Source organism: Streptomyces sp. NPDC001153 (assembly GCF_053598315.1).
This window is the reverse complement of sequence record NZ_JBSFJZ010000009.1, coordinates 50,592-74,537: the sequence shown is the minus strand read 5'-3', so window position 1 is coordinate 74,537 and position 23,946 is coordinate 50,592. Positions and strand designations below refer to the sequence as shown.

Sequence of the window (23,946 nt, the reverse complement as noted above, 5' to 3'; positions counted from 1 at the left end):
CGGAGGCTTGACGAGGACATGCACAGGGGTCCACGGTGTACGGCACCTGGTAAGGAAACTTTCCTAACAGAAGGGCCCCCCACAGTGCGCCTTCGAAACCTGACCCTTGCCGCGGCCTCCGGAGCCGCCCTGCTCGCCGCCGGAGTGCTGCCCGCGCACGCGTCCGCCGGCCCGGCGGCGCGGACCGCTCCCGCCTCCGCTCAGGAGGGCTCGGTCAGCGCGGCCGATCTGCTCGCCAAGGTGAAGTCCTGTTCGCAGATATCGAACGGCAAGTACAAGACCGACGACGAGACGTCGGCCACGGTCCCCGTGTGCGGCAAGAACGGCGCGGTGTTCTGGAAAGCCGACATGGACATCGACTGCGACGGCCAGCGCACCACCAACTGCAACGAGAACCGCGACCCCTGGTACCAGAACGACACCGCCTTCCACCAGTCCGACGGCAAGCCGCTGAAGGCGGAATCGCTCCCGTACATCGTCGTCCCCAGCTCCAGCAGCATCTGGAACTACTCCAGCGCCGGCATCAAGGGCGGCGGCGTGGTCGCGGTCATCTACAACAACAAGGTGGAGTACGCCGTCGTCGGCGACACCGGCCCCACGAAGATCATCGGCGAGGCGTCGTACGCCACCGCCAAGGCGCTCGGCATCGATCCAGACCCGAAGACCGGCGGCGCCGACTCGGGCGTGACCTACATCCTGTTCAAGAACTCCAAGGTCTCCCCCATCGAGAGCCACAGCGCCGCGGTCTCTCTCGGGGACCAGCTGGCCAAGCAGTTCATCGCGAACAACTGACCAGCGCCGTACGTCAGTTGGGCTGACCCAGCGGGCGTACGACCACGGTGTTGACGTCGACTCCGGCCGGCTGCCGGATCGCCCAGACCACCGAGTCGGCGATCTGGTCGGCGGTCAGCAGGTGTCCCGGGGGAAGGCTGCCAAGGCCGTCCCAGAACGGGGTCTCCACCCGGCCGGGGGCGACCAGCGTCACACCGATCCCGAACTCCGTGACCTGGCGCCGGGTGTTCTCGGCGAGCCCGGTGACCGCCCACTTGGTGGCGCCGTAGAGATTGCCCGGGGTGTTCACGAAACCGGCGACGCTGCCGACGAGGACGATCCGGCCGCGGGTCTCCTTCAGCGCCTCGACGGTGGCACGGATGAGCAGAGCGGGGCCGAGGACGTTGGTGAGCACCATCTCGGTCCAGCCGGCCGGGTCGCCGTCGGCGACGGTGTCATGGGTGGCGTAGCCGGCGTTGGCGACGACCGTGTCCAGCCGGCCGTATGCCTTGAGCGTACGGTCGACGGCATCCTGCACGTCGTCGAATGCCGCCGCGTCACCGGCGACCGTCATCAGCTCCTCGGGATCGCCGAGCCCGTCGGCGAAGTCCCGCAGCCGGGCCTCCGTACGGCCGGTGACGGTGACGCGGTGGCCCGCGGCCAGCAGCTGCCGGGTGACGGCGGCGCCGATGCCGGTGGCGCCACCGGTGACGAGTGCGACCGGAGAGTCGTTCATGTGCGGTCCCCCTGTGTGTCGGTGAGTCCGCAGTGCATCACTTGGAGAGCCCTCGAAGTCAAGTGCCGTCGCAGGTACGGCGGTACGGCACCGACGGGGGGTGGCGGTGCCAGGCGGCGGGACCGGCACTCCGGGGGCGGGATGACGTGCCGCCCACGACCACGACCCCCGGCGCCGCATGCCCGCCCGGCTCGCGCGGCTCGGCAGGCCGCCCCGCCCGGGCATGCCGAGCCGCGGCGGGTCACACCGGCCGTACCGCTCGGTGCAGCGTGTGGGCCGCCAGGACGAACACGTCGGGCCGCCGGTGGAGGCTCGCGGGGTCGGCCGGGTCGAGGAGACGGTCGAGGGTGGCGCGGTCCTCGGCGTCCAGGGCGTCGGCGTGGATGTCCCGGGTGCGGGTCAGCCACCCGACGACGAAGGCGCGGGCCCGGTCCGGCACGGGGGCGGGGATGTCGAGGAGGAAGCTGCGGGTGCCGGTGTGCTTCAGTCCGGCCGCGGTCAGCAGGGCGGGCCAGTCCTCGGTCTCGGGAACCGCGCCGGGCAGTTCGGCGCGCATCCGTGCGAAGCGGTCCTCCTGGGCCGCGTCGAGGCGGGCCTGGAGTCCGGGGCGGCCGAAGCCGATGTCACGGGGCAGATAGCGGCTGGGCAGGCCACCCTCCAGGATGGCCAGGGTGCCGCCGGGGGCGAGCCGGGCGGCGAACGCGGCCAGCGCGGCCTTCTGGTCGCCGAGGTGGTGCAGGCTGCGACTGGCCCACAGCAGGTCCGCCGGATAGTCCAACTCCGCCAGGGATTCCGGCAGTTCACCGACGAGGGTGTCGAAGCGGTCGGCGAAGCCCTGACGGGCGGCCCGGGCCTGGGCACGCTCCAGAAGCGGTGCGGAGGCGTCGGCGGCGACCACCCGCGCGCCGGGGAACGTCTCCGCCATCAGGCAGGCGATCACTCCGGGCCCGCTGCCCGCGTCCACGATCAGCCCCGGCTCGGTCACCTCCTGGCCCAGCCAGGCCAGGGCGCGCGCGTACACCGGGGCGCACACCTCGGCCTCCGCCTCCAGCAGCGCCGCCAGCGCGCCCCAGTCGACGTCGCCGCCGTGGGTGTGACCTTGGGCGTGACCATGGCCGTGCTGTGTGGGGTGCACGTGGTGGGCCTGGTGGTCATGTGCCATGTCGCTCAGCCTCTCGCTCGGATGCGGCCAGAGTGCGACGGCGCACGGGGAGATGCCACTTTCCTTGCCGGTGCCGCAAAAAAGGTGCCGGCGGTACTCGCGACACGGACGCGGACATCCACCCGGCCGCCGCACGGCGTTTGTCTCACGGCAGGTTCCTCAAGATCGCCTGGGCTTTGCCGACAGCGGCCTTGCTCTGCCGGTATGCCTCTTCGAGAGCGGTCCGGTTCTTCTGGATCAGGTGTTTCTGGACGCGGATGTCGATCGCGCGGACCGTGGGAATGTAGTGGGTCCTCTGCTTGCAGACGGCGTCCGCGACGGCGGTCGCCTTCTCCAGCTCGGAGGGAACATGGGGGTTGCGGTGGGGGTTCTGTTCGAACTCCCTCTCCCTTCGCTTGGGGTCGTTGCGGGCATCGGAGGGCTTGGCGTAGTGGTAGCCGCGCGCTTTCATGCACGCCGACCAGGCGCGGTCCGCCGCCTTCCACTCGTTCGTCTTCTCGCCCTCGGTGATGCCTTCTCCCTCCACGTCCAGCACCGGGTTCCGGCGGTCCTGGGGCCGGAAGCCGTACAGGATACGGTCTGCCTGGCCGAGACAGCCGTGCTTGGGGACGGTGTGCCCGTTGATGGTGTCGTTGTTGCGCAGGTACTCGAACTCGCCGGTCAGGGCGACGTACTGCGGCAGGGTCCACTTCCGGTCGACGGTCTTCCGGCCGGCTTTCCACTCCGCGTACGCGCCCTGGTAGCCGTGGACGGCCGCCTGCTTGGGGTCGCTGACGCCGTACCGGTCGGTGTCGGTCGTGAAGATCATGGCGACCAGCACGCCGGCCTGCTGCGGAGGCATCGGCCACGCCGGGGGCGGGTCGAGGCTCAGCGTGCGAAGCGCGGGGAATCCCAGGTCGCTCATGCAGGAACGCGCCAGGGCCCAGCGTGCCCTGTCGATGGTTTCGTCGTCCGCCTTGGTCAGTTGGTAGCGGTCGACGGGAAAGGCCGGGGCATCAGCGGAGCCGGCCGGCTCTTCGTGCTGCCGGGAGGCCGGCTGCCGTCCGCCGCACGCGGTGACGAGGGCGAACACTGCGACGGCTGCTGCGGCGAGAGGAGTGGTCTGGCGCATCCGGACAGCCCACCAGGTGCAGACCAACCGAGGCTATGGCGGAGGCCACACCTCCGGCCCCTGGGCGTTTGCCCGTCAGGCCCCGGGAGCTGCGGGTCAGTACCGAAGGCCGACCTCATCGCTTCAGCGGGTGGACGGCGTGTACCCGCCGGTGGGGCGCGCGATCCGCCGGGGCCTTTGCCGGTGGGGCCCGGGCCCCGGCGGAGGTCACCGGGTCAGGGCAGCGGCGGATACGCGTTCTGCATCAGCTGCTGGAACTGGGCGGAGAACCAATGCCCGGCCAGCGGCGCGTTCGGCAGCGCACCGGTGGGGTTGTTGCCGTTGCGGGCGTTGCCGCCGTACGTCGGGTCGCACATCCGGTCGAAGCCCTTGCCCTCGTCGTTGGCGATGGCGGTGCTGGACCCGTCGGACTCCCCCGGCGGCTTGGCCCACACATAGGCGTCGATGCCGGCGGCCGGGGCCGCGGTCGGCCGTTCGCCGAGGCCGGCGCCGCTCTGGTTGCACCAGTTCCCGACGTGGATGCGCCGGTCGGTGCGGCCGCCGTTGACGTAGTCGTCCACGGAGGTCAGCGGGCCCGAGCCGGTGGGCCGGGCGGTGCCGCCCCAGCCGTTGCGGGAGGTGTCGACCAGCATGCCGATGCCGGAGTCGAACCCGGCCGCGACGAGCTTGTCCCGCAGACCGAGGGCGTACGACTGCTCGTCCGCGTACTGGTTCCAGTCCACCCACTTCGACTGGCGCACGGTCGTGCCGTTCACCGTGTCGGTGACCTTGAAGTACGGCTCCTTGGTGGCGCTGTAGTTGGCGGTGTTGACGATGAAGCCGGCCACGTCGTTCACGCTCGCGCCGTTCGTCGTCGCGACCTTGTGGAACTCCTGCACCGTCGGGCCCAGGTTGGTGTCCCAGCCGAGCCAGCCGTGGTGGCCGGCGTCCACGTAGTTGTAGACGTTGGGGATGGCGCCGAGCTTCTCCAGGGCGTAGGAGATCCCCTTCTCGTAGTTGCCGTTGTTCTTCATGGTCACGCAGGCGTCGGTGCTGGTGTTGGTGCCGCCGGCGTTGGTGACCAGGTTGGGCAGCGAGTCGGGCTCGATGACGGTGGCGATCCTCAGGGACGCGTAGGCCGGGTCGGAGAGGATGGAGGCGATCGGGTCGATGTACTGCGACTTGTACCTGTCGATGTCGTCGGGACCGAGTTCGCCGTTGGAGGCGAGGGCGGCGCAGTCGCGTCCGGGAAGATCGTAGATGACCAGCTGGACGACCAGGTCGCCGGAGCCCTTCTGCTTCAGGGCCGCGTCGAGGTGGTCACGCAGGCCCATGCCGCCGCTCACGCCGTTGATCGCGGCGATCCGGTCGAGCCACACGGCGGTGGGCTGGTTCGAGACGCGGCTGCCGCCCGGCTCGGCGGCGGCCTTGGCCGACCACTCGGGATTCACATAGACCTTGGCCCCGGCGTAGGGATTGTCGACCCGGCTGCCGGTGCCGCCGCCACCCGTTCCGCCGCCACCCGTTCCGCCACCGCCGGTTCCTCCGCCGCCCGTTCCGCCGCCGTCGTCGACGTTGCAGGTGACGCCGTCGAGGGTGAACGTGCCGGGCACGGCGTTGGTGCCGCTGTAGGAGGCGTTGAAGCCGAAGCCGACCGAACCGCCGTTCGCCAGTGAGCCGTTGTAGCTCGCGTTGGCGGCGGTGACATCGGCACCGCTCTGGCTGATCTGCGCGTTCCAGCCGCTGGTGACCTTCTGGTTGCCGGCGTAGGTCCACTTCAGGGACCAACTGGACTTCGCCGCACCGTTGTTGGTGACGGTGACGGCGGCGGTGAAGCCGGTGTCCCACTGGTTCTGCACGGTGTAGGCCACGGTGCAGGGGACGGCCTCGGTGGCGGCGCCGGCCGGTGCCGCCAGCAGTGCCGTCCCGGACGTCCCGGTGAGCAGCGCCAGGGCGGCGAACAGCGAGGTTCTGGTAGGACTCATGAGTGAGGTTCCTTCTGTCGTCCGTGGTGTCTACGGGTTCAGGGCGCGCAGGTGGTCGCGCAGCCCGATGCCGTACGTGGTGGGTGTGCCGTCGTAGGCGGAGATCAGGGACGGGCCCGAGGAGCAGTCCCAGGTGTTCCAGGTCCAGCCCAGATAGGACAGGTTCCGGTCGTCGAACCACTTCATGACCTGGTCGACGAACGCGTGCGAGCAGGTGTTCTCACCGATCTCGCCGGCGATCAGCGGCACCTGGGCGGCGACCGGGGCGAGGGTGGAGTTCCAGCAGCTCTCGTTCGAGCAGGTGTTGAAGTTGTAGCCGTGGTAGGCGGCGGTCAGATTGCCGGCCGGGTCGGTGGGCCTGTACGTCAGCCACTGGCCGAGGTCGTTGGAGTAGGCCAGACCGCCGGCCATGATGACGTTCTTGGCCCCGGCACCCCGGATGCTGTCCACGAGATCCTGCATGCCGGCGACCTCGTACGGGATCCCGGGGCAGGCCCCGCCGTCCCGCCAGCACTTCCAGGCGTCGGCCGTGCCGGCGGTGGCCCGGTCCGGATAGGGCTCGTTGAACAGGTCGAACACCGGGGCCGGGTCGTCCTTGAAGGTGCCGGCCACCGACGCCCAGAACGACGGGCTGTACTGCATGTCGGGCATCGGCTTCTGGCAGGTGGCGTGGACGTCGGAGCAGCCGGCCGAGTTGCCGGTGTACTGGCCGTAGGACCAGTGCAGGTCGAGGATCGGGGTCAGGCCGTGGGCCTCGACGCGGGCCACCAGGTCCTTGACGGCGGCTATGTAATGGGCGCCTCCGTACTCGGGTTTGACGGTGGAGAGGCCCAGCCAGCACTCCTCGTTGAGCGGGATGCGCACGGCGTCGGCCTTCCAGTCGGCGATCGCCTGGATGGCCGCGTCGTCGACCGGGCCGTCCCAGATGCCGTGGCCCTGGACGCACATGAACTCGCCGCCGGAGCGGTTGACGCCGAGGAGGCGGTGGCCCTTGCCGTCGGCGTCCACGAGCCTGTTCCCGGAGACGTGCAGGGCGGGGGCGGTGCCACCGGAGGACGGGGGCGGTGTGGTCGGCGGCGGGGTCGGCTCGGGGTCCGCGTTGCAGGTGGTGCCGTTGAGCTTGAACACCGTGGGGGCGGTGTTGGACCCCGACCAGGAGGCGAGGAAGCCGGCGGTGACGCTCGCGCCGGTGCCGAGGGAACCGTTGTAGCTCTCGTTCCCGGCGGTCACGGTGGTGCCGGACTGGGACCACTCGGCGTTCCAGCCCTGGGTGACCTTCTGGCCGTCGGCGAAGTCGAAGCCGATCCGCCAACTGCTCAGCGAGGCCTGGTTGTTGGTGATTCTCACCGTCCCCTGGAAGCCGCCGGCCCACTGGTTGGTGACGGAGTACTCCACCGTGCACGCGGGCGTGGCTCCCCGGGCCGACACCACGGGGACGACCGTGCTCCCCACGAGCGCGGCCGCACCGGCGGTGGCTAAAAGTACTGAACGCGGGGGGTGTCGCATGAGCGACTCCTTGCAGATGGGCGCGCCGTGACGGGCGCGTCGACTGACTGGAACCGCTCCCACTGGTGCGAAGGAAGGTAGCGCCAAGAGGCGTTGCTGCACAGGGGAGTTGCTGACTTTTCCTCAACCGTCCGCGTCGAATCATTTCGACTCTTCGCGCACCTTGACCGCTCACGGGGTCGTCTCCACTATGGGAGCGCTCCCACTGGTTCAAGCCTTGACTTCTCCCGAGGACGCTCTCCCGAGCGACAAGCCCGCAAGGAGGAACCAGCACATGGATCCCGGACGTAAGAGCAGAGCCGGGCGGCGGCTTTGAACCGCCGTGGCGGCCGCGTTCGCCCTGCCCCTGTCGATGCTCGCCACCGGCGCCACGACCGCGCACGCGGCGTCCGTGCAGTGCAGCGTCGACTACAGGACCAACGACGCTCGCTCACGCCTACACGGGCAACCAGACGCCGTCGAACGGCTGGAACGGCACCTGGTCCCAGTCCGGCAGGACCGTCACCGTGAAGAACGCCTTGCACAACGGCACGATCGCCGCGGGCGCGGCCGTCTCCACCGGTGCGCAGTTCAAACGCCACGGCCAAGGCGGTCCTCGACAAGTGGGTCGCCCGACACCTGGAACCCCTCAAGTCCGGGCAGCAACAGCGGACTTCACGTCACCGTGGCCGACTACGGCGCCAAATCCGGCGACGCGACTGCGAAGTCCACCGCGAAGGCGCTGCTGGACGGCATGTCGAACAACTCCCGGGACAGCGTGTACGTGCCGAGCGGCTGGAGCGGCACGATGCCGAACGGCGACCCGGTCAACTCCTCGGCCACGTTCACCTCGATCCGGTCCTTCTAGCAAGCACGACCCGGCCTGGTCGAAGATCGAGGCCTGCCTCAAGGGCGGCGCCGCGCCCAGCTTCACCTATCACCGGTTCTGGGCCCAGGCGGACATCGCCCTGGCCATGGGCTCGTAGGCGGAGCTTGTGGAGTAGGCCGACCGTAACCGCACCTCCCACGGCGAAGATTTCGCCGTCAGCCCGCCTCCGTCTTCCGGAACGCGCGCACCGCGAACACCGGGTCCGGGCGGGGGCGGTCCTGGTCCGGGAGACGGGACAGGCTCGCGGCGAACTCCTCGGTGCGCGGCTCGCCCGGTGGCAGCAGGGTGAACCAGCCGCGGCGCAGGTCGGCGATGGTGGCGCGGGGGCTGCGGCCCTGGCCGACGCCGGGGAACGCGGTGGCACCGGCCGGCCGGAGCCCGTGGTGGACGGCGTACGCGGTGACGGTGGCGGCGGCGTCCTGTGCGGGGCGGCGCGGACGGGGGGCGAGGACGGCGTCGATGTCGCTGCCGACGTCGTGCGCCGCGGCCTTGTCGACGGTGGTGACGTAGACCCCGCCGGGCCGCAGCACCCGGGCGCACTCGGCGACGATCCGGCGGACGTCCTCGGCGTCCTGCAGCAGGTGCAGCAGCCAGATGCTGGTGAGGGCGTGGAAGGTGCCGGTGCGAAACGGCAGCCGGCGGCTGTCGGCCCGTACGATCGCGCCCGGCAGTCGCGCGCCCGCCCTGCGCACCATGGCGGCGGTGAGGTCGGCGCCGGTCACCCGCAGCGCGGGACGGCCGGCGGCCAGCCGGCGGGTGACGATGCCGGTGCCGCAGGCCACGTCGAGCAGGCGGCCCGGCCCCTCGGGGATCAGGCCGAGCACCGCCCGCGTGGCCGCCGCGGCGCGGGCCTCGCCGCCCCGGGACGCGTCATAGGCGTCGGCTTCCTTCTCGTAGTCGAGCACGCCCCTCAGTGTGCGTGGTGACCTGGGGCGATGTCCTCCACCCTGCGGGCGAGCGCGAAGTCGTTCGCGGTGAGCGCGCCGCCCGCGCTGTGTGTCTGGACGCTGAGGGAGACGGTGTTGTAGCCGAGGGTGAGGTCTGAGTGGTGGTCCAGTTCGTCCTGGACGGCGGCGATGTGCATGACGAGCGCCGCCGCCGCGACATGCGAGCCGAGGCGGTAGGAGCGGGTGAGCCGGCCGGCGTCGTCGACCGACCAGCCGGGCAGCTCGGCGAGCCGGTCCTCGATCTCCTTCTGCGACAGCGGTTCGACGGCCATGGCCTCGGTCCTTCCCGATGATGCGGCACGGACTCCCAGCCTGCCACAGCCGTACCAGCCCGGCTCGGTTCGATCACGCCGGCCCGAACAGCCATCCGCGGACCCGCACCGCGCCGAGGTCGTCGGCGAGCACGGCGATCCTGGCCCGGCCCTCCACCCGCTGGACCCACTCGTGCGGCAGGGCATGGTCGCCGTACTGCGCGCCGAGGAGGTTTCCGCAGATGGCGCCGGTGGAGTCGCTGTCGCCGGAGTGGTTGACCGCCATCAGCAGCTTGGTCTCGACGCGGCCCGGATACAGCGCGCAGAAGACGGCGATGGCCAGCGCCTCCTCGGCCACCCAGCCCGCGCCGAGCCTCTCGACACGCTCCGGCGGCGCCACCTGGTGGTCCCCGGCCTCGGTGACGGCGCGCTCCAGGGCCTCGGTCGTCTCCTCGTGGCCCGGGTAGCCGGCCAGCAACCGCATCGCACGCAGGACCGCGCCCTTCATGGAGTCCCCGGCGACGAGATTGGCGACGATCGCGGCCAGCGTGCCGGCCGCGTAGTAGCCGGTGGGGTGGCCGTGGGTGATCTGGGCGGCGCGGGCCGCCATCTGGAAGGCGACGTGGTCGTACTGGGCGATGAGGCCGAAGGGGGCCGAGCGCATCACCGCGCCGCAGCCCTTGGAGCCGGGATTGGCCTCGCCCGGCCGGCCCTCGAGAGGCAGCCACCGGCCGGGGGTGTACCGCTGGGCGACGCCGGACAGGCAGGCGTTGCCGGGGGCGCGGCGGGCGTACAGCCACGGCTCGGTGACCAGGCCGTGCGCAGGGCCGGCCGGCAACGGCCCGGTTTCCGGTCCGGGCTGGGACTGGGTGTGCAGCCAGCGTTCATACGCCTGGAGCATCATCTCGGGCCAACGGTCGGAGATGTCCCCCATTCTTCTGCGGTCGTGGCGTTCCCCCTTCCTTTCGAAGGAGTAGGCCTCCACGAGGGCCTCGGCCGTGAAGAGCGTCATCTGTGTGTCGTCACTGATCAGGCCCACCTCGCCGTGCGGCCCGGGAACCAGGTCGGTCACCCCGTAGGGGCCGTGGGCGGCGCGGATCCGGTCGATGGCGTCGAACTCGACGGGATAGCCCAGCGCGTCGCCGATCGCCCCGCCCAGCAGGCAGCCGCGCACCCTGGCGCGGTACTGCGCCGCACCGTCCCTGTCCCACGGCCCGTTCATACATGCACTCCTCGACTACGGTCGTATCCATGACCATTGTCACGACCGGTAAGGCCACTTTCTCCGCCACCCCGTCCGACAAGGGTGTCGGCCCGCTGCTGCGCGCCTGGCGGGAGCGGCGCCGGGTCTCCCAGCTGGAGCTGGCGCTGCGCGCCGACTCCTCGGCCCGGCACATCAGCTTCATCGAGACCGGCCGGTCCCGGCCGAGCGAGGAGATGGTGCTGCGGCTCGCCGAGCATCTCGACGTGCCGGTGCGCGAGCGCAACGCGCTGCTGCTGGCGGCCGGTTACGCCCCGCACTACCCGGAGACCCCGCTCGGCGACCCGGCGCTGGACGCGTTGCGCGACGGCATGGAGCGTCTCATCCAGGGCTACGAGCCCTATCCGGCGCTGGTGGTCGACGCCGGGTACACGGTGGTCACCGCGAACCGGGGCATCATGATGCTGCTGGACGGGGTGCCGGAGACGCTGATGTCGTCGCCGAACGCGATGCGGCTGACCCTGCATCCGGAGGGTCTCGCACCGCGCATCCGCAATCTGCGCGAGTGGCGCGGGCATCTGCTGGCGCAGATGGAGCGGCAGATCGCCCTGCAGCGCTCGGACCGACTGCGCGCCCTGTACGAGGAGGTGGCCGCGTACCCGGTGCCCGAGGACGCGCCGGGTGACGAACCCGCCGAGCCCGTCCCGTACTTCGCGCTGCCGATGCTCATCGAGCACGACGGCCGGGTCCTGTCGTTCGTGTCGTCGATCTCCACGTTCAACACGCCGATGGACGTCACGGTCGCCGAACTCGCCATCGAGACGTTCCTGCCCGCGGACCCGGCGACGGCCAAGTACCTGCACGGGCTGGCCGGTTGACCCCTCCCCTGCGGTACTCGTCGCCTCGGACCGGTGTGCGAGAGGGGATCACATGGCAGACTGCCCGCGTACTTCGGCGCGTAGGGGAGGGCGTGGCGTGAGTGAGCGGCGGGCCGCGCCCACCGTGGGCCAGGTGGTGCTCGGTAAACGGTTGCAGGAACTGCGCGAGGCGTCGGGCCTCGGCCGGGAGGAGGCCGCCAAGGTCCTCAGGGTGGCGTCGGCGACCGTACGGCGGATGGAGATGGCCGAGGTCGCGCTGAAGATCCCGTACGTGCAGGTGCTGCTGGACACCTACGGGGTGCCCGAGGAGGAGGCTGCCGCGTTCGTGCGGCTGGCCGAGGAGGCGAACCAGCCGGGCTGGTGGCAGCGGTTCCACGACGTGCTCCCGGACTGGTTCAGCCTGTACGTCAGCCTGGAGGGCGCCGCCCGGATCATCCGCTCCTACGAGCCGCACTTCATACCCGGTCTGCTGCAGACGGAGGACTACGCCCGGGCGGTGCTGGAGGCCGGGACGATCGGGCAGACCTCGCCGCAGTCCGTGGAGCGGCATGTGTCGCTGCGCATGGAGCGGCAGCGGCTGCTGGAGCGGGACGACCCGCCCCACCTCTGGGTGATCATGGACGAGACGGTGCTGCGACGCCCGGTGAGCATGCGCGGCGAGGTGATGCGCGAGCAGCTTGAGAAGCTGCTGGAGTACGCCGAGCGGGACCGGGTCACCCTCCAGCTCGCCGAGTTCGCGGCGGGCCCGCATCCGGGGACGTACGCGCCGTTCACGCTGTTCCGCTTCGCCGAACCGGAGCTGCCGGACATGGTGTTCACCGAGTACCTGACCGGCGCCCTGTACCTGGACTCCCGCCGCGAGGTGTCCGCGCATCTGGAGGTGCTGGACCACATGACGGCCCGCGCCGCGTCGGCACAGCGCACTCAGGCCCTGCTGCGGGAGTTCCGCACGACCTTGTGACGCCACGTCCGACCGATTCCTCTGGGGGAAACAGCCGTATGACCGCACGCGATGCCACGCCCACGCCGATCGACACCAGCCGTCCGCACCCCGCCCGGGTGTACGACTGGTGGCTGGGCGGCAAGGACAACTACCCGGTGGACGAGGAACTGGCGCGGAGGATCCTCGCCGTGGACGGCACGGTGGTGCGCGGGGCGCGGGCCAACCGGCGGTTCATGCACCGGGCCGTCCGTACGGCGGCCGAGGCCGGGGTACGGCAGTTCCTCGACATCGGGACCGGTATCCCGACCGAGCCCAACCTGCACCAGGTCGCCCAGGGCGTGGCCCCGGAGTCCAGGGTGGTATACGCGGACAACGACCCGATCGTGCTCCGGCACGCCGAGGCCCTGCTGCGCAGTGCCGCCGAGGGCAGCACCGACTACGTCCACGCCGATGTCCGCGATCCCGAGACCATCCTGGAACTCGCGGGCGAGTCCCTCGACTTCGGCCGCCCGGTCGCCCTGTCCCTGGTCGCGCTCACCCACTACCTGGGTGAGCAGGAGGACGACGTGTTCGGGCTGGTCGAGCGGTACGTCGACGCGCTCACCCCCGGCAGTTTCCTGATCCTGTCCCAGGTCACCCAGGACCTCAGCCCCGAGGGCGTGGCCAGGGCGGCCGAGCTGTTCCGCAGGAGCGGCACACCGTTCCACCCCCGCACGCTGCCCGAGTTCCACCGCTTCTTCGACGGCCTGGAACTGCTCGGCCCCGGCGTCATCCCGGTGTACGGCTGGCGCCCGGACCCGGTGGACGTGGCCGCCCAGGCGGAGGGCGTCGTGCCGGTGTACGCGGGGGTGGCGGTCAAGCGCTGACCGCCCCGCCTCCACTGGTGTGTGTGCCGCCGTACGCCCCCGGCCGGGCAGGCAGGCGTCAGGCGGCTCCGCCCTTGCCGTCGTGTTCGTCGTCCACGATCTCCGCGTCGACCACGCCCTCCGTGTCGGCCGGGGTCTCGTTCTCCTGCGTGGTCCCGCCGGCGGAGGCGGACGCGTACATGGCCTGCCCCATCTTCTGGCTGACGGTGGCGAGTTTCTCCACGCCGGTGCGCAGGGCGGTGGTGTCGGCGTTCTGTTCCAGCAGGGTCTTCAGTTCCGCCGCGGCCGTCTCGACCTCGCCGCGCGTGTCGGCGGGGACGCGGTCGTGGTTGTCGCGGATGAACTTCTCGGTCTGGTAGACGAGTTGCTCGGCCTGGTTGCGGGTCTCGGCGGCCTCGCGGCGCTTGCGGTCCTCCTCGGCGTACTGTTCGGCCTCCCGCATCATGCGGTCGATGTCGTCCTTGGGAAGCGCCGAACCACCGGTGACGGTCATCTTCTGCTCGCGTCCCGTCGCCAGGTCCTTCGCGGAGACGTGCATGATCCCGTTGGCGTCGATGTCGAAGGCCACCTCGATCTGCGGCACGCCGCGCGGGGCGGGCGGCAGGCCGGTGAGGTCGAAGACGCCGAGCTTCTTGTTGTACGCGGCGATCTCGCGTTCGCCCTGGTAGACCTGGATGCCGACCGAGGGCTGGTTGTCGGTGGCGGTGGTGAAGATCTCCGAACGGCGCGTCGGGATCGTGGTGTTGCGTTCGATCAGCTTGGTCATGATGCCGCCCTTGGTCTCGATGCCCAGGGACAGCGGGGTGACGTCGAGCAGCAGGACGTCCTTGACGTCGCCGCGCAGCACGCCGGCCTGCAGGGCGGCGCCGACGGCGACCACCTCGTCGGGGTTGACGCCCTTGTGCGGATCCTTGCCGGTGAGGTCGCGCACCAGGTCGGTGACGGCGGGCATGCGGGTGGAGCCGCCGACCAGGATGACGTGGTCGATCGCGGACAGCTGGATCCCGGCGTCCTGCACGGCCTGGTGGAACGGCTTCTTGCAGCGGTCCAGCAGATCGGCGGTCAGCTCCTGGAGCTGGGCCCGGGTCAGCTTCTCCTCCAGGTGCAGCGGGCCCTCGGCGGAGGCGGTGATGTAGGGCAGGTTGATCGAGGTCTCCGAGGACGACGACAGCTCGATCTTGGCCTTCTCGGCGGCCTCGCGCAGCCGCTGGACCGCCATCTTGTCGGCGCCGAGATCGATGCCGTAACTCCCCTTGAACCGCTTCACCAGGTACTCGACGATCCGCTGGTCCCAGTCGTCGCCGCCGAGGTGGGTGTCGCCGTTGGTGGCCTTCACCTCGATGACGCCGTCGCCGATCTCCAGCAGGGACACGTCGAAGGTGCCGCCGCCGAGGTCGAAGACCAGGACCGTCTGTTCGTCGCCCCTGTCCAGGCCGTAGGCGAGGGCGGCGGCCGTCGGCTCGTTGATGATCCTGAGCACCTTCAGGCCCGCGATCTCGCCGGCCTCCTTGGTGGCCTGCCGCTGGGCGTCGTCGAAGTACGCCGGTACGGTGATCACCGCGTCCGTGACGTCCTCGCCGAGGTAGGCCTCCGCGTCCCGCTTCAGTTTCTGCAGCACCCGCGCGGACAGCTCCTGCGCCCGCAGACGGCTGCCGTCGATGGAGCCCTGCTCCGGAAAACGCCAGGAAGCGTCTCCCATGTGCCGTTTCACCGAGCGGGCGGTGCGCTCCACGTTGGTCACGGCCTGCCGCTTGGCGACCTCGCCGACCAGCACCTCCCCGTTCTTCGCGAACGCCACCACGGACGGCGTGGTGCGCGCACCCTCCGCGTTGGTGACGACGGTGGGCTCGCCGCCCTCCAGGACGGCCACCACCGAGTTCGTCGTCCCGAGATCGATCCCGACCGCACGTGCCATGGTCCGTCCCCTTCCGCCCGGGCGCCTGCCGCACTCCCAGCACAGGACGTGCCCGCGACGCTGTCAATGGCCGGGTACCCGCACACGGCGATGCCGCGCCCCTGGAGCGGGACGCGGCATCCGGGACCGTACGGGCGTCAGGCCAGCTCGGCCGTCAGGGTGATCGTCGTACCGGCCAGGGCCTGGCTGACCGGGCAGTTCTTCTTGGCCTCCTCGGCGGCCGAGGCGAAGCCCTCCGCGTCCAGGCCGGGCACCTCGCCGCGCACGGTGAGGTGGATGCCGGTGATGCCCTCACCGGGCTGGAAGGTCACGTCGGCCTTGGTCTGCAGCCGGGTGGGCGGGGTGCCGGCACCGGCCAGGGCGTGCGAGAGGGCCATGGAGAAGCAGCTGGAGTGAGCGCCGGCGATCAGCTCCTCGGGGCTGGTCTTCCCGTTCGCGTCCTGGGAGCGCGAGGCCCACGTGACCGGCTGCTCGCCGATGCCGGAGGAGTCGAAGGTGACGACGCCGTTGCCCTCGAGCAGGTTGCCTTCCCAGACGGTGTGCGCGGTGCGCGTGGTGGCCACGATGATTCCTTTCGCGTCGGGTCCCGTGACGTGAGATCCCGTTACGGGGGTTTTCCGTGCTCCTATCCGATCACATCCGGGCTCATCTCACTCTGAAGACCGGCCCACGCGGCGTGAACGGGAGGTGACTTCCCTGCGGGATCAGATAGGCGTGCTCACGGCGCACCCGCAGCACGTCGCACCAGCCGTCGGTGATGACCAGCACCGGTGCGGCGGGCGGGAAGTCCTCGGCCCGGTGCAGCAGGTCGATGCCGGGCTGCAGGACCGTGCCGCCGCGCCCGTGCACCCGTACCCGGCCCGCGATCTCGGTGGCCGGGAGATAGCCGGCGTCGTGCGGGGCCGCGTCGCAGAACACCACGCGGGCGGCCGGTACGTCCCGGGCCTCGGCGTAGGAGGCGATCGCGCCGAGCGCCTTGCCGAGCAGGGTGCGGCTCATCGAGCCGGAGGTGTCGAGGACCACCCCGAAGGTGCAGCGCGCGACCTCCTCGGGCGGGAACCAGCGGCCCGCGCGCGGGATGCCGGGGGTGGACGCCTGTCGGCGGGCGGGGCGGGCGAAGGACCGTACGGGCTCCGGGCGGGGCACGAACTCGTCGAACCAGCGGGCGAGTTGTGCGTCCCAGGGCAGCGGTGGATGGCTGAGCGCGCGGATCTCCTCGACCAGGCCGCCGGGCAGGAAGCCGCGCTCCTGGGCCTGGTGCAGATCGAGACCGCGGCTGAGGCCGCGCCGGTAGAACTCGTCCAGATCCACGTACTCGCCGGGCTGCCCCAGCGGGGCGCCGAGGATGTCGCCGGTGCCCTTGCCGCGCAGGGTGGCCAGGCGGCGGATGCGGCGCAGGTCGCCGGCGATGCGGTCGTAGACCTCCTCGGCGGACAGGCCGGCCAGCCGCGGGTCGTGCAGCAGGCCCTCCGGCATGGTGCCGACCCGCATCTCGACCAGCCAGCCGTTGATGACGTAGTCGCAGGCGACGTTGAAGAGGAAGGGGTCGCGGGGACCGCAGCGGTCGCCGTGGCGGAGGGCGGCGTGCAGCATCTCGTGGGCGAGGACGAACCGCCACTCCTCGGCGTCGAAGGTGCGCAGCGGGTTGATGTAGATCTCGCCGGCCTCGGGGTTCACGGCGGCGATCTGGATGCCGTGGGCGCGGGCGAGTTCGGCGTCGGCGACCAGTTCGATGCCGGCGGCGATGCCGCCGAGCAGCGGGTAGGAGGAGACGAACCAGCTCAGGGCGCGCTCCCAGGGGCGCTGTGGGACCCGCTCACCGTCGAGTGAGTCCCGGCGGCCGCCGGCCATGTCCATCGCGGCGGACACGGTCCGGGTCAGCGCGGTGGCGAAGGCCAGCTGCCGGTCCGGGACGGGGCGCTGCCAGGCGTGCCATTCGGTGAGCACCTGGTCGGGTGCGTCGCCGGCGGTGCCGCAGCGCTCGTAGGCGGGCGGCAGGCCGTGGGCCCGCCAGCGCGCGGCGAGCCGCTCCTCGTCTCCGTCGGGGTAGCTCGCCGGGAGGTCCTCGGGGGTGGTGCCGATGGGGAAACCGAGTAGAAAACGGTTCACCACGACACAGCGGGCGGCGAGGTCGTAGCGGTCGGGCTGCTCGCGCGGGCCCTTGGCGGCCGGGAGGTGCCCGAAGCCGAGGTGGAGGGCGGCGTGCGCGAGCGCCCAGGCCCAGGCGCCCGGCTCGGCGAGCCGGTCGGGGCGGGCGTGCACGGTGGCGTCGGAGTCGACGACGAGCAGCCCGTCGCGCGGGGCACGGGTGCAGGTCTCGCTGCGGCAGGTGCCGAAGTCGACGGCGGCGAGGGCGGGGTTGGCGCGCAGCAGCCGCATGCCCTCGGCGAACGCCTCACCGGCCAGGTCGCGCTTCTTCTCCGGTCCGGTCTTCTTCGGGCCGTTCCTCTGCCCGGTGCGGCTCACCGCCGGGCCTCCACCAGGCGGGGCATGTCGCGGGCGGCCTCGACCAGGAACCACGAGGGCAGCACCGGGTTGCCGTCGGAGTCCGCGGCGATGACGGTCTGGGCGACCTCCACGGAGATCTCGGCGAGCTGCACCAGCAGCGACTTGGCGCGGTAGGCGATCTGCCGGCCGTTCGCCGACATGTGCTCCTTGCCGGCGGGCAGTTCCTTGACGAGCCGGCCGCGGAACGACTCGGCGAGGTAGTACAGCAGGTCGCGGTCCTGCACGCGGTGCGGCCAGCGGGCGTCGCCCTTGAGGATCGCCTCGATGCCGAACCGGCTGCGCACGACCTTCACGTAACCGCAGAACGCGGTCGCGTGCGCGGGCGTGAGCGTGCCGTGCGCGAGGACGGTCAGGGTCGGCTCGTCCAGGTCGGGGCCGAAGGAGTGCAGGGCGTCGGAGAGCATGTGCCAGGAGCGGGGCGTGGAAAACGGTTCCTCGGTTTTCGGCGGCTTGGACCACAGGTGGTCCGGCCGGTCGGTGAGGTGGTCCAGGATCCACGGGTGGATGCCGTGGGCGGCGGCCCAGGCCAGCCAGTCCGTGGCGGAGACCTCCAGATGGACGTGGGCGAGCCGGTTGACCAGGGCGGAGGCCAGCGGCCGGGCGAGCGCGTTGTCCGTCGCCCGGTTCCCGGCACCGATGACGATGGACCCCGCGGGCAGCTCGTAGTTTCCGATGCGGCGGTCGAGGATCAGCGAGTAGAACGCCTTCTGCACATCCGGGGTGGCCGCGTTGAGCTCGTCCAGGAACAGGCAGTACGGCTCGTCCCGGGCGATCGTCTCCGGCGGGCAGAACACCGACCGCCCGTCGCGGATCTGCGGCACGCCGATCAGGTCCTCGGGGGCGAGCTGCGTACCGAGCAGGCTCACACACTCGATGCCCAGTGAGTCGGCGAACTCCCGCACCAGGGACGACTTTCCGATGCCGGGGGCGCCCCAGAGGAACACGGGCCGGACGGTGGCGAGACCGAGGAGGAGTTCGGGGACACGGGCGGGAGTGACGGTGACGGCAGCCTGCAAGGCGGAGCATCCTCAGGGGAGTTCGAGTCATGTACGACGCCAACAGTGTCGGTGCCCGGCCGGCCCGGCGCAGCCGATTTTCAGGCGGCCCGCTCGTCCTGGGTGCCGTCGACGCCGGTGTCATCGGTTCCGGTGTCATCGGTACCGGTGCTGTCGGTACCGGTGCCGTCGGTGAGCGGGACCTGGGGGCCGTCGAGCTCGCCCAGCCAGCGGCGCAGCACCTGGTGCACCCGCTCGGCGCCGGTCAGTTCCTCCCCGCCGTCGACCGGTGCGGACAACTCCAGCGGCGAGAGCAGGAACGGGTGGGACTGGGCGCCGCCGAGGCCGCCGTGGGAGCCGATCTGCTCCTCGAAGGCGAGGACCTCGCCGTCGGCGGGGTCGAGGGCGGAGTTCACCATGATGTCGGCGGTGTGCGGGAAGGAGTGGGTACGGCGCACCGCGTCGGCGGCGCCGGGGCCGAACCGGGCCAGCGGGCCGGGCTGGTCGTCGAGCTCGGCCAGCGGGATCTCGGCGCCGTGGGCACCGAGCACCACGCCGTCGTGTTCCGTGCTGCGCACCAGCAGGAAGCCGATGCCGGGGTGGTTGGCGAGGGTGGTCAGCAGGGCGGGGTGACGGGCGTCGATCTCCTCCTTGGTCATGCGGTGGGGCACGTCCGGGAAGGAGACCAGGCCGAGGTTGCCGGAGGCCAGCACGATCGGCTCGGAGCCGCGGCCGGGGCGCCGCTGCCCCTCCTTCTCCTCCACGGGCCGGCGCAGCGCGGCCCGGACGGCGGCACGGGCCTCGGCACCGCTGTGCGTGCCCTCGGCCCGGCGCGGCACGGGCAGCCCGCACCCGGCCCGCACCAGGTCGCCGAGGGTGAGTCCGTAGCGGGAGCGAAAGGTCTCACCCGGGCTCTGCCCGTGGTCGGAGAGGACGACGATGCGGTACGGGCGGGGCGCGTGCTCGGCGACCCGCTGCAGGAGGGCGAGGGCGCGGTCGAGGCGCTGCAGCACCTTCTCGGCGTCCCGGCTGCGCGGTCCGGAGTGGTGGGCGACCTCGTCGTAGGCGACGAGGTCGGCGTAGACGGCGGTGCGCCCGGCGAGCATGTCGCCCATCACCGCGGCGACGACGACGTCCCGTTCGACGACGGTGGCGAAGGCGCGGACGAGCGGGTAGAGCCCGCCGCGGCTCACCCGGGGGCGCTGCCTGCGGATCCGGGCGCGGGTGGACTGGCCGATCTCGCGGACCACCTCGGCGACGAAGGACAGGGCGGTGCGGACGGCACCCGCGGGATCGGAGAAGTACGCGAAGTAGCCTGCGCGGGAACGGTTCTCCCGGCCCCGGCGGCGGGCCGCGATGGACAGCACGAGGGCCTGTTCGCCGGCGCCGCCGCTGAAGAGGTTGCCGCGGCTGGCGCCGTCGACGGTGAGCAGTCCGCCGTCACGGGTGTGCCGGATGGCGCGGCGCTGCAACTCGGCGGCGCTCGTGGGGCGGTTGCACACCATCACCTCCCCGCGGTCCTTCTCGTACCAGCGGAAGGCAGGCACGTCGAAGGTGCTGCCGTGGAGTATGCCGAGCTGGCTGGCACCGGTCTGGCTGGACCAGTCGGTGCGCCAGGGGGTGAGGCGGTGGGTGGGCCGGGGGACGTCGTCGCCGGTCGGCCGCAGGCCGCCCAACCCCAGCCAGCCCGCGACCGTGGGCATCACCCCCTTGCGGACCGCGTCCTCGAGGACGTCGTGGCCGACGCCGTCGAGCTGGACGAGGAGCAGTCCGGGGGTGGTGGGGCAGGGCGGGTCGGATCTGCGGCGGCGGGCGGCGAGTCGGTGCAGACGGCGCCGGTAGGTCTCGTCGTCGCGTACGGCGAGGGCGGCGCCGGTGGCGGAGGCCACGGCGGACATCACCGCGGCCACGATGACGGCGGTCTCGGGGGCGGCCTCGCCGCGGCCGGAGGGGTTGATGCGCAGGGCGAGCAGCAGCAGGGAGCCGTTGAGGAAGAAGACCAACAGGCCCAGCACGAGGGCGGGTACGAGCAGCAGGAGCCGGACCAGGAGCGGCCACACCACGGCCGACAGCACGCCGAAGGCGCCCGCGCCGCAGGCGGCGGTGACGGCTATGCGGGTCGCGCTGTCGCCGTCGGCGGACTGGAGCCGGAAGTCGGGCAGGAGTGCGGCGAGGACCAGCATGGTGAGGGTGGAGACCGCCCATACGGCGGTGCTCCGGCCGATCTGACTGGCGATCCGCCGCCACCGCACGCCTCGCACGCCCCGCACACCTCACGTCCCGGCCCGTTCGACGCCGGGGCCTCGCTCCACCTTGTCACACGGGCCCGATGCCAGGGTTTTCCGACGGGTTGCGGGCCGCCGACCGCCCGGTGCCGGGCTGATCGCGTTGTCAGACCCCCCTGTCATCATCCCGGCATGCTCTACGAAGCCTCGATGACCGCATCCCGCCGGAACGCCCCGCCCGACGACGCGCGATCCGCCGCCCTCGCCCCTGTCCGCCGGCCCGTCGGCCTGCCGGGGTGTCAGCGGCCCGGGTTCCGGCGGGCCATGGGGCACGAGCAGGTCAGGAGGGGTGCCTGATGGAGCTCGCGGCACGGCTGATGTGCGCGCTGACCGACCCGGAGTTCCCCCTGGAGGACGGGGACACGAGCCCGGATCTGTCGCAGGTCTCCGACGAGGAGCTCGGCAGCCTGCTGGTGGCCGCCCACCGGGTGGCCGCCACGGCCCCGCGGGGAGTGGCGTCGGTCCGCTTCGCGGTCGAGGACGCGGCCCGGGAACGGCGTCCGCGCTACACGCCGGACGCGTGCCGGCGCATGTTCGAGGTACTCGTCGAGCAGTACGAGGAGCGCGGATGGGCGAACCTGAACCAGGCCCTGGACGCGCTGGAGCACTGCACCGAGCCGCTGCCCGACATCTCCGAACAGGCCCGCGCCCTGGTCGCGTTCTGGCTGGAGAAGGACACCGCGCGGCAGCCGTACGCGCTCCTCGCGATCGCGGGGCACGGCGGCGACGACACCCTGCGCACGGCCGTGGAGCGCCTCTTGCGTGACGTGGGCCCCATCGTCGCGGACGAGATCGCCGTCGTCGCCGGGCTTCCCCCGGCCGAACAGACGCTGCTGTCCGGGATCGACCGGGACCACAGGTTCGTGTCGCCGGTCGCGCACGCGTGGCGCAGATCGGCGGACAACCCCGCCTACGTGGCGTTCACGCGCCGCGCGCTGGAGGCGGCGGCCGACCGCACCGACGCCATCCGGCGCGGCGAGATCCCCTACCGGGCGGACAAGGCGTTCACGGACCGGGAGATCACCACGCTGGGCCAGGCCCTGCGCGTGGCGCTGCTGCGCGACGAGCCCTGGCTGCCGGAGCTGTTCGAGCGGCTGCTGCCCGGCATCTCCCTCGCCCCGACGGCGGCGAGGACGCTTCCCTCGCAGGCCCTGCTGTACGAGGTGGTCCGCGCCGCGCAGGACTTCCCGACGCCCGAGCTGGTGACCGCGATCCGCACGGTGCGCCGGACCGTCCGGCACGCCGGGGTGCCCAAGCAGCTCGACAAGATGCTCAAGAAGGTCGACACGGCCCTGGCGGAACGCACCGATGTGGCGCTCCGGCTGCCGGGACTGGGCTTCGAGACCGCATCCGTCGGCGGTTCTGCCCCGGTCGGCGTCCTGCGCCGCACGGCCGGCGACCACCAGGCCGTCATCACGGTCGCCGAATCCGCCACGCTGACCTGGGAGAAGGACGGCCGCCCGCTGCGCAGCCTCCCGGCGCCGGTCCGCCGCGACCACGCCCCCCTGGTCAGGGAACTGCGCGACCTGGTGAAGCGGGTGAACGCCCAACTCGTCACTCTCGTACGCGCGTTGGAGGGTGGCTTCACCGTCGACGCCGTTCATCCCTACGGCTGGTGGCGCACCGGACTGGCAGGGCACCCGCTCGCCGGGACCCTGGTGCGCCGGCTGATCTGGGAGATCGAGGTCGCCCCGGGCGAGTGGCAGGCCGTGCTGCCCGAGACGCAGGAGCGCCTTCCCGACGCGCCCGAGGACGCCTCCGTACGGCTGTGGCACCCGCTGCGCTCCGACCCGCCCGCCGTACGGGCCTGGCGGGACCTGCTCACCGAGCGGCGCATACGGCAGCCCTTCAAGCAGGCGTTCCGCGAGATCTACCTCCTGACGCCGGCCGAGGAGCAGACCCGCGTCCACTCCAACCGCTTCGCCGCCCACCTGGTCCGCTACCGCAGGATGTTCGCCCTGTTCCGGGCCCGGGGCTGGAAGAGCGACCTGCTCGGCCCGTGGGACGGCGGGGACGGCGACGAGGCCGAGCGCACCCTCGCGGGTGGACAGTGGCGGGTCCGCTTCTTCCACAGCTGGGCCGACTGGGCGGGCGACGACGAACTGGCCTCCACCGACCGGGTGTGCTTCGACCGCCTGGTGGCGGGCGCCTGGCGTGAGGCCCCGCTCGCCGACGTGCCCCCGCTGGTCTTCAGCGAGGCGATGCGGGACGTGGATCTCTTCGTCGGCGTGACCTCGATCGCCGCCGACCCCGACTGGACCGACGGCGGCCCGGGACGCACCTACTGGGAGCGGGCCTCCTTCGGCGCGCTGACGGAGAGCGCCGAGGCGCGCCGGGACGCCCTGGAACGAATCCTGCCCCGCCTGAAGATCGCCGACCGGTGCACGCTCGACGGCCGCTTCCTGAGCGTCCGAGGCGATCTGCGCACCTACAGAATCCATCTGGGCTCGTCCAACATCCTGATGGAACCGGACGACAGCTACCTGTGCATCGTCCCGGCCCGGCCTCCGAAGGACGGCACGGTGTTCCTGCCGTTCGAGGACGACCGGCTCTCCCTGATCCTCAGCAAGGCGTTCCTGCTCGCCGCCGACACGAAGATCACCGACCGGACCATTCTCACGCAGATCGAGCGAGGTGCCCGATGGCCACAGTGACATTCCGGGACGAGACCGCGGCGGGCAGGGCGCTCAGCGAGTGGGAGGTGGCCGGGCTGCCGGACCGGATGACCGTACGGGAGCTGATCGGACTCCGGGTCCAGGAGGAGGTCGCCCGGTACAACGCCCGTCCCGGCAACCGGTTCACCGGCCTCGTGCGCCCCACCGACGCCGAGATCGAGCTCAACGGCTACCGCCTGCGCGAGCCCCGCCGTATCGACTGGGAACGCCAGGCCGAGATCGCCGAGCGCGCCTTCCTGGCCAACGGGTTCTTCGTGCTGGCCGGCGACCGCCAGGTCGAGGATCTCGACGAGGTCGTGGATCTCACGGCTGATCCCGACCTGGTCTTCATCAAGCTCGTCGCCCTCGTCGGCGGCTGAAGGGC

The 23,946-nt window shown here is 71.6% G+C and carries 19 protein-coding genes and 2 pseudogenes; 8 read left to right on the top strand and 13 right to left on the bottom strand.

The window, feature by feature from the left end; all coding sequences use genetic code 11:
* Positions 1–84: 84 nt before the first annotated feature.
* The gene (locus ACWDEN_RS12660; protein WP_351606611.1) at positions 85–792 is read left to right on the top strand and encodes a glycoside hydrolase family 75 protein; all 708 of its coding nucleotides are present in this window, start codon (positions 85–87) and stop codon (positions 790–792) included.
* Between the two features lie 13 nt (positions 793–805).
* Here ACWDEN_RS12660 and ACWDEN_RS12655 read toward each other — a convergent pair whose 3' ends face one another.
* From ACWDEN_RS12655 to ACWDEN_RS12635, 5 genes are all read right to left on the bottom strand, one after another.
* Positions 806–1,507, bottom strand: a complete 702-nt coding sequence (locus tag ACWDEN_RS12655) for an SDR family oxidoreductase (RefSeq protein WP_351606609.1) — start codon at positions 1,505–1,507, stop codon at positions 806–808.
* A 241-nt stretch (positions 1,508–1,748) separates the two neighbouring features.
* A complete protein-coding gene (locus tag ACWDEN_RS12650) occupies positions 1,749–2,669 on the bottom strand; it encodes a class I SAM-dependent methyltransferase (RefSeq protein WP_351606607.1) in 921 nt (306 codons plus the stop codon).
* Between the two features lie 145 nt (positions 2,670–2,814).
* Positions 2,815–3,780, bottom strand: coding sequence for a hypothetical protein (locus ACWDEN_RS12645; protein ID WP_450858751.1), 966 nt, complete (start codon positions 3,778–3,780; stop codon positions 2,815–2,817).
* Between the two features lie 215 nt (positions 3,781–3,995).
* Positions 3,996–5,744: a glycoside hydrolase family 6 protein gene (locus ACWDEN_RS12640; protein ID WP_450858749.1), complete on the bottom strand. Its 1,749-nt coding sequence runs from the start codon at positions 5,742–5,744 to the stop codon at positions 3,996–3,998.
* A 30-nt stretch (positions 5,745–5,774) separates the two neighbouring features.
* Positions 5,775–7,250 (bottom strand): cellulose binding domain-containing protein, encoded by a 1,476-nt coding sequence (locus ACWDEN_RS12635; protein WP_450858747.1) that lies wholly within the window; start codon positions 7,248–7,250, stop codon positions 5,775–5,777.
* Between the two features lie 278 nt (positions 7,251–7,528).
* On the opposite strand from ACWDEN_RS12635, the pseudogene ACWDEN_RS12630 reads away from it, so the two are divergent.
* Positions 7,529–7,777 (top strand): annotated as a pseudogene (locus ACWDEN_RS12630) (hypothetical protein); the annotation flags it as partial.
* 56 nt (positions 7,778–7,833) lie between these two features.
* Positions 7,834–8,215 (top strand): annotated as a pseudogene (locus tag ACWDEN_RS12625) (glycoside hydrolase family 48 protein); the annotation flags it as partial.
* 58 nt (positions 8,216–8,273) lie between these two features.
* On the opposite strand, the gene ACWDEN_RS12620 reads toward ACWDEN_RS12625, so the two are convergent.
* From ACWDEN_RS12620 to ACWDEN_RS12610, 3 genes are all read right to left on the bottom strand, one after another.
* The gene (locus tag ACWDEN_RS12620) at positions 8,274–9,023 is read right to left on the bottom strand and encodes a class I SAM-dependent methyltransferase (protein WP_351606596.1); all 750 of its coding nucleotides are present in this window, start codon (positions 9,021–9,023) and stop codon (positions 8,274–8,276) included.
* 5 nt (positions 9,024–9,028) lie between these two features.
* Positions 9,029–9,337, bottom strand: a complete 309-nt coding sequence (locus tag ACWDEN_RS12615) for a 4a-hydroxytetrahydrobiopterin dehydratase (protein WP_351606594.1) — start codon at positions 9,335–9,337, stop codon at positions 9,029–9,031.
* A 73-nt stretch (positions 9,338–9,410) separates the two neighbouring features.
* Positions 9,411–10,538: an ADP-ribosylglycohydrolase family protein gene (locus tag ACWDEN_RS12610; protein ID WP_450858744.1), complete on the bottom strand. Its 1,128-nt coding sequence runs from the start codon at positions 10,536–10,538 to the stop codon at positions 9,411–9,413.
* Between the two features lie 29 nt (positions 10,539–10,567).
* Between ACWDEN_RS12610 and ACWDEN_RS12605 the strand changes: the two genes are divergently transcribed.
* The 3 genes from ACWDEN_RS12605 (at position 10,568) to ACWDEN_RS12595 (ending at position 13,204) form a co-directional block, all read left to right on the top strand.
* On the top strand, positions 10,568–11,395 hold the full coding sequence (locus ACWDEN_RS12605) for a helix-turn-helix domain-containing protein (RefSeq protein WP_351606590.1): 828 nt from the start codon (positions 10,568–10,570) through the stop codon (positions 11,393–11,395).
* A 97-nt stretch (positions 11,396–11,492) separates the two neighbouring features.
* Positions 11,493–12,356 (top strand): helix-turn-helix domain-containing protein, encoded by an 864-nt coding sequence (locus ACWDEN_RS12600; RefSeq protein ID WP_351606587.1) that lies wholly within the window; start codon positions 11,493–11,495, stop codon positions 12,354–12,356.
* Positions 12,357–12,394: 38 nt separating this feature from the next.
* Entirely contained in the window at positions 12,395–13,204 is an 810-nt protein-coding gene (locus tag ACWDEN_RS12595) for an SAM-dependent methyltransferase (protein ID WP_450858742.1), read from the top strand.
* Between the two features lie 58 nt (positions 13,205–13,262).
* On the opposite strand, the gene dnaK is transcribed toward ACWDEN_RS12595, so the two are convergent.
* From dnaK to ACWDEN_RS12570, 5 genes are all read right to left on the bottom strand, one after another.
* Positions 13,263–15,119: a molecular chaperone DnaK gene (gene dnaK / locus ACWDEN_RS12590; RefSeq protein WP_351606582.1), complete on the bottom strand. Its 1,857-nt coding sequence runs from the start codon at positions 15,117–15,119 to the stop codon at positions 13,263–13,265.
* A gap of 137 nt (positions 15,120–15,256) precedes the next feature.
* Complete coding sequence (locus ACWDEN_RS12585; protein WP_351606579.1) at positions 15,257–15,682, bottom strand: OsmC family protein; 426 nt, start codon at positions 15,680–15,682, stop codon at positions 15,257–15,259.
* A gap of 82 nt (positions 15,683–15,764) precedes the next feature.
* Positions 15,765–17,498 carry a vWA domain-containing protein gene (locus ACWDEN_RS12580; RefSeq protein WP_351606668.1) on the bottom strand — a complete coding sequence of 578 codons (1,734 nt, stop codon included), beginning with the start codon at positions 17,496–17,498 and terminating at the stop codon, positions 15,765–15,767.
* 83 nt (positions 17,499–17,581) lie between these two features.
* Positions 17,582–18,643 carry an ATP-binding protein gene (locus ACWDEN_RS12575; RefSeq protein WP_450858739.1) on the bottom strand — a complete coding sequence of 354 codons (1,062 nt, stop codon included), beginning with the start codon at positions 18,641–18,643 and terminating at the stop codon, positions 17,582–17,584.
* Between the two features lie 80 nt (positions 18,644–18,723).
* A complete protein-coding gene (locus ACWDEN_RS12570) occupies positions 18,724–20,883 on the bottom strand; it encodes a phage holin family protein (RefSeq protein WP_450858737.1) in 2,160 nt (719 codons plus the stop codon).
* 320 nt (positions 20,884–21,203) lie between these two features.
* Here ACWDEN_RS12570 and ACWDEN_RS12565 point away from each other — a divergent pair, with 320 nt between their 5' ends.
* Positions 21,204–23,561: a DUF4132 domain-containing protein gene (locus ACWDEN_RS12565; protein WP_450858735.1), complete on the top strand. Its 2,358-nt coding sequence runs from the start codon at positions 21,204–21,206 to the stop codon at positions 23,559–23,561.
* On the top strand, positions 23,549–23,941 hold the full coding sequence (locus tag ACWDEN_RS12560) for a hypothetical protein (RefSeq protein WP_351606571.1): 393 nt from the start codon (positions 23,549–23,551) through the stop codon (positions 23,939–23,941). Before ACWDEN_RS12565 ends, ACWDEN_RS12560 begins: the two co-directional genes overlap by 13 nt.
* Positions 23,942–23,946: the final 5 nt, after the last annotated feature.

Coding starts and splice junctions, on each gene's coding strand:
- ACWDEN_RS12560 (WP_351606571.1), top strand. CDS start 23,549: ATGGCCACAGTGACATTCCGGGACGAGACCGCGGCGGGCAGGGCGCTC.
- ACWDEN_RS12655 (WP_351606609.1), bottom strand. CDS start 1,507: ATGAACGACTCTCCGGTCGCACTCGTCACCGGTGGCGCCACCGGCATC.
- ACWDEN_RS12650 (WP_351606607.1), bottom strand. CDS start 2,669: ATGGCACATGACCACCAGGCCCACCACGTGCACCCCACACAGCACGGC.
- ACWDEN_RS12640 (WP_450858749.1), bottom strand. CDS start 5,744: ATGAGTCCTACCAGAACCTCGCTGTTCGCCGCCCTGGCGCTGCTCACC.
- ACWDEN_RS12605 (WP_351606590.1), top strand. CDS start 10,568: ATGACCATTGTCACGACCGGTAAGGCCACTTTCTCCGCCACCCCGTCC.
- ACWDEN_RS12615 (WP_351606594.1), bottom strand. CDS start 9,337: ATGGCCGTCGAACCGCTGTCGCAGAAGGAGATCGAGGACCGGCTCGCC.
- ACWDEN_RS12565 (WP_450858735.1), top strand. CDS start 21,204: ATGGAGCTCGCGGCACGGCTGATGTGCGCGCTGACCGACCCGGAGTTC.
- ACWDEN_RS12645 (WP_450858751.1), bottom strand. CDS start 3,780: ATGCGCCAGACCACTCCTCTCGCCGCAGCAGCCGTCGCAGTGTTCGCC.
- ACWDEN_RS12610 (WP_450858744.1), bottom strand. CDS start 10,538: ATGAACGGGCCGTGGGACAGGGACGGTGCGGCGCAGTACCGCGCCAGG.
- dnaK (WP_351606582.1), bottom strand. CDS start 15,119: ATGGCACGTGCGGTCGGGATCGATCTCGGGACGACGAACTCGGTGGTG.
- ACWDEN_RS12635 (WP_450858747.1), bottom strand. CDS start 7,250: ATGCGACACCCCCCGCGTTCAGTACTTTTAGCCACCGCCGGTGCGGCC.
- ACWDEN_RS12595 (WP_450858742.1), top strand. CDS start 12,395: ATGACCGCACGCGATGCCACGCCCACGCCGATCGACACCAGCCGTCCG.
- ACWDEN_RS12580 (WP_351606668.1), bottom strand. CDS start 17,498: ATGCGGCTGCTGCGCGCCAACCCCGCCCTCGCCGCCGTCGACTTCGGC.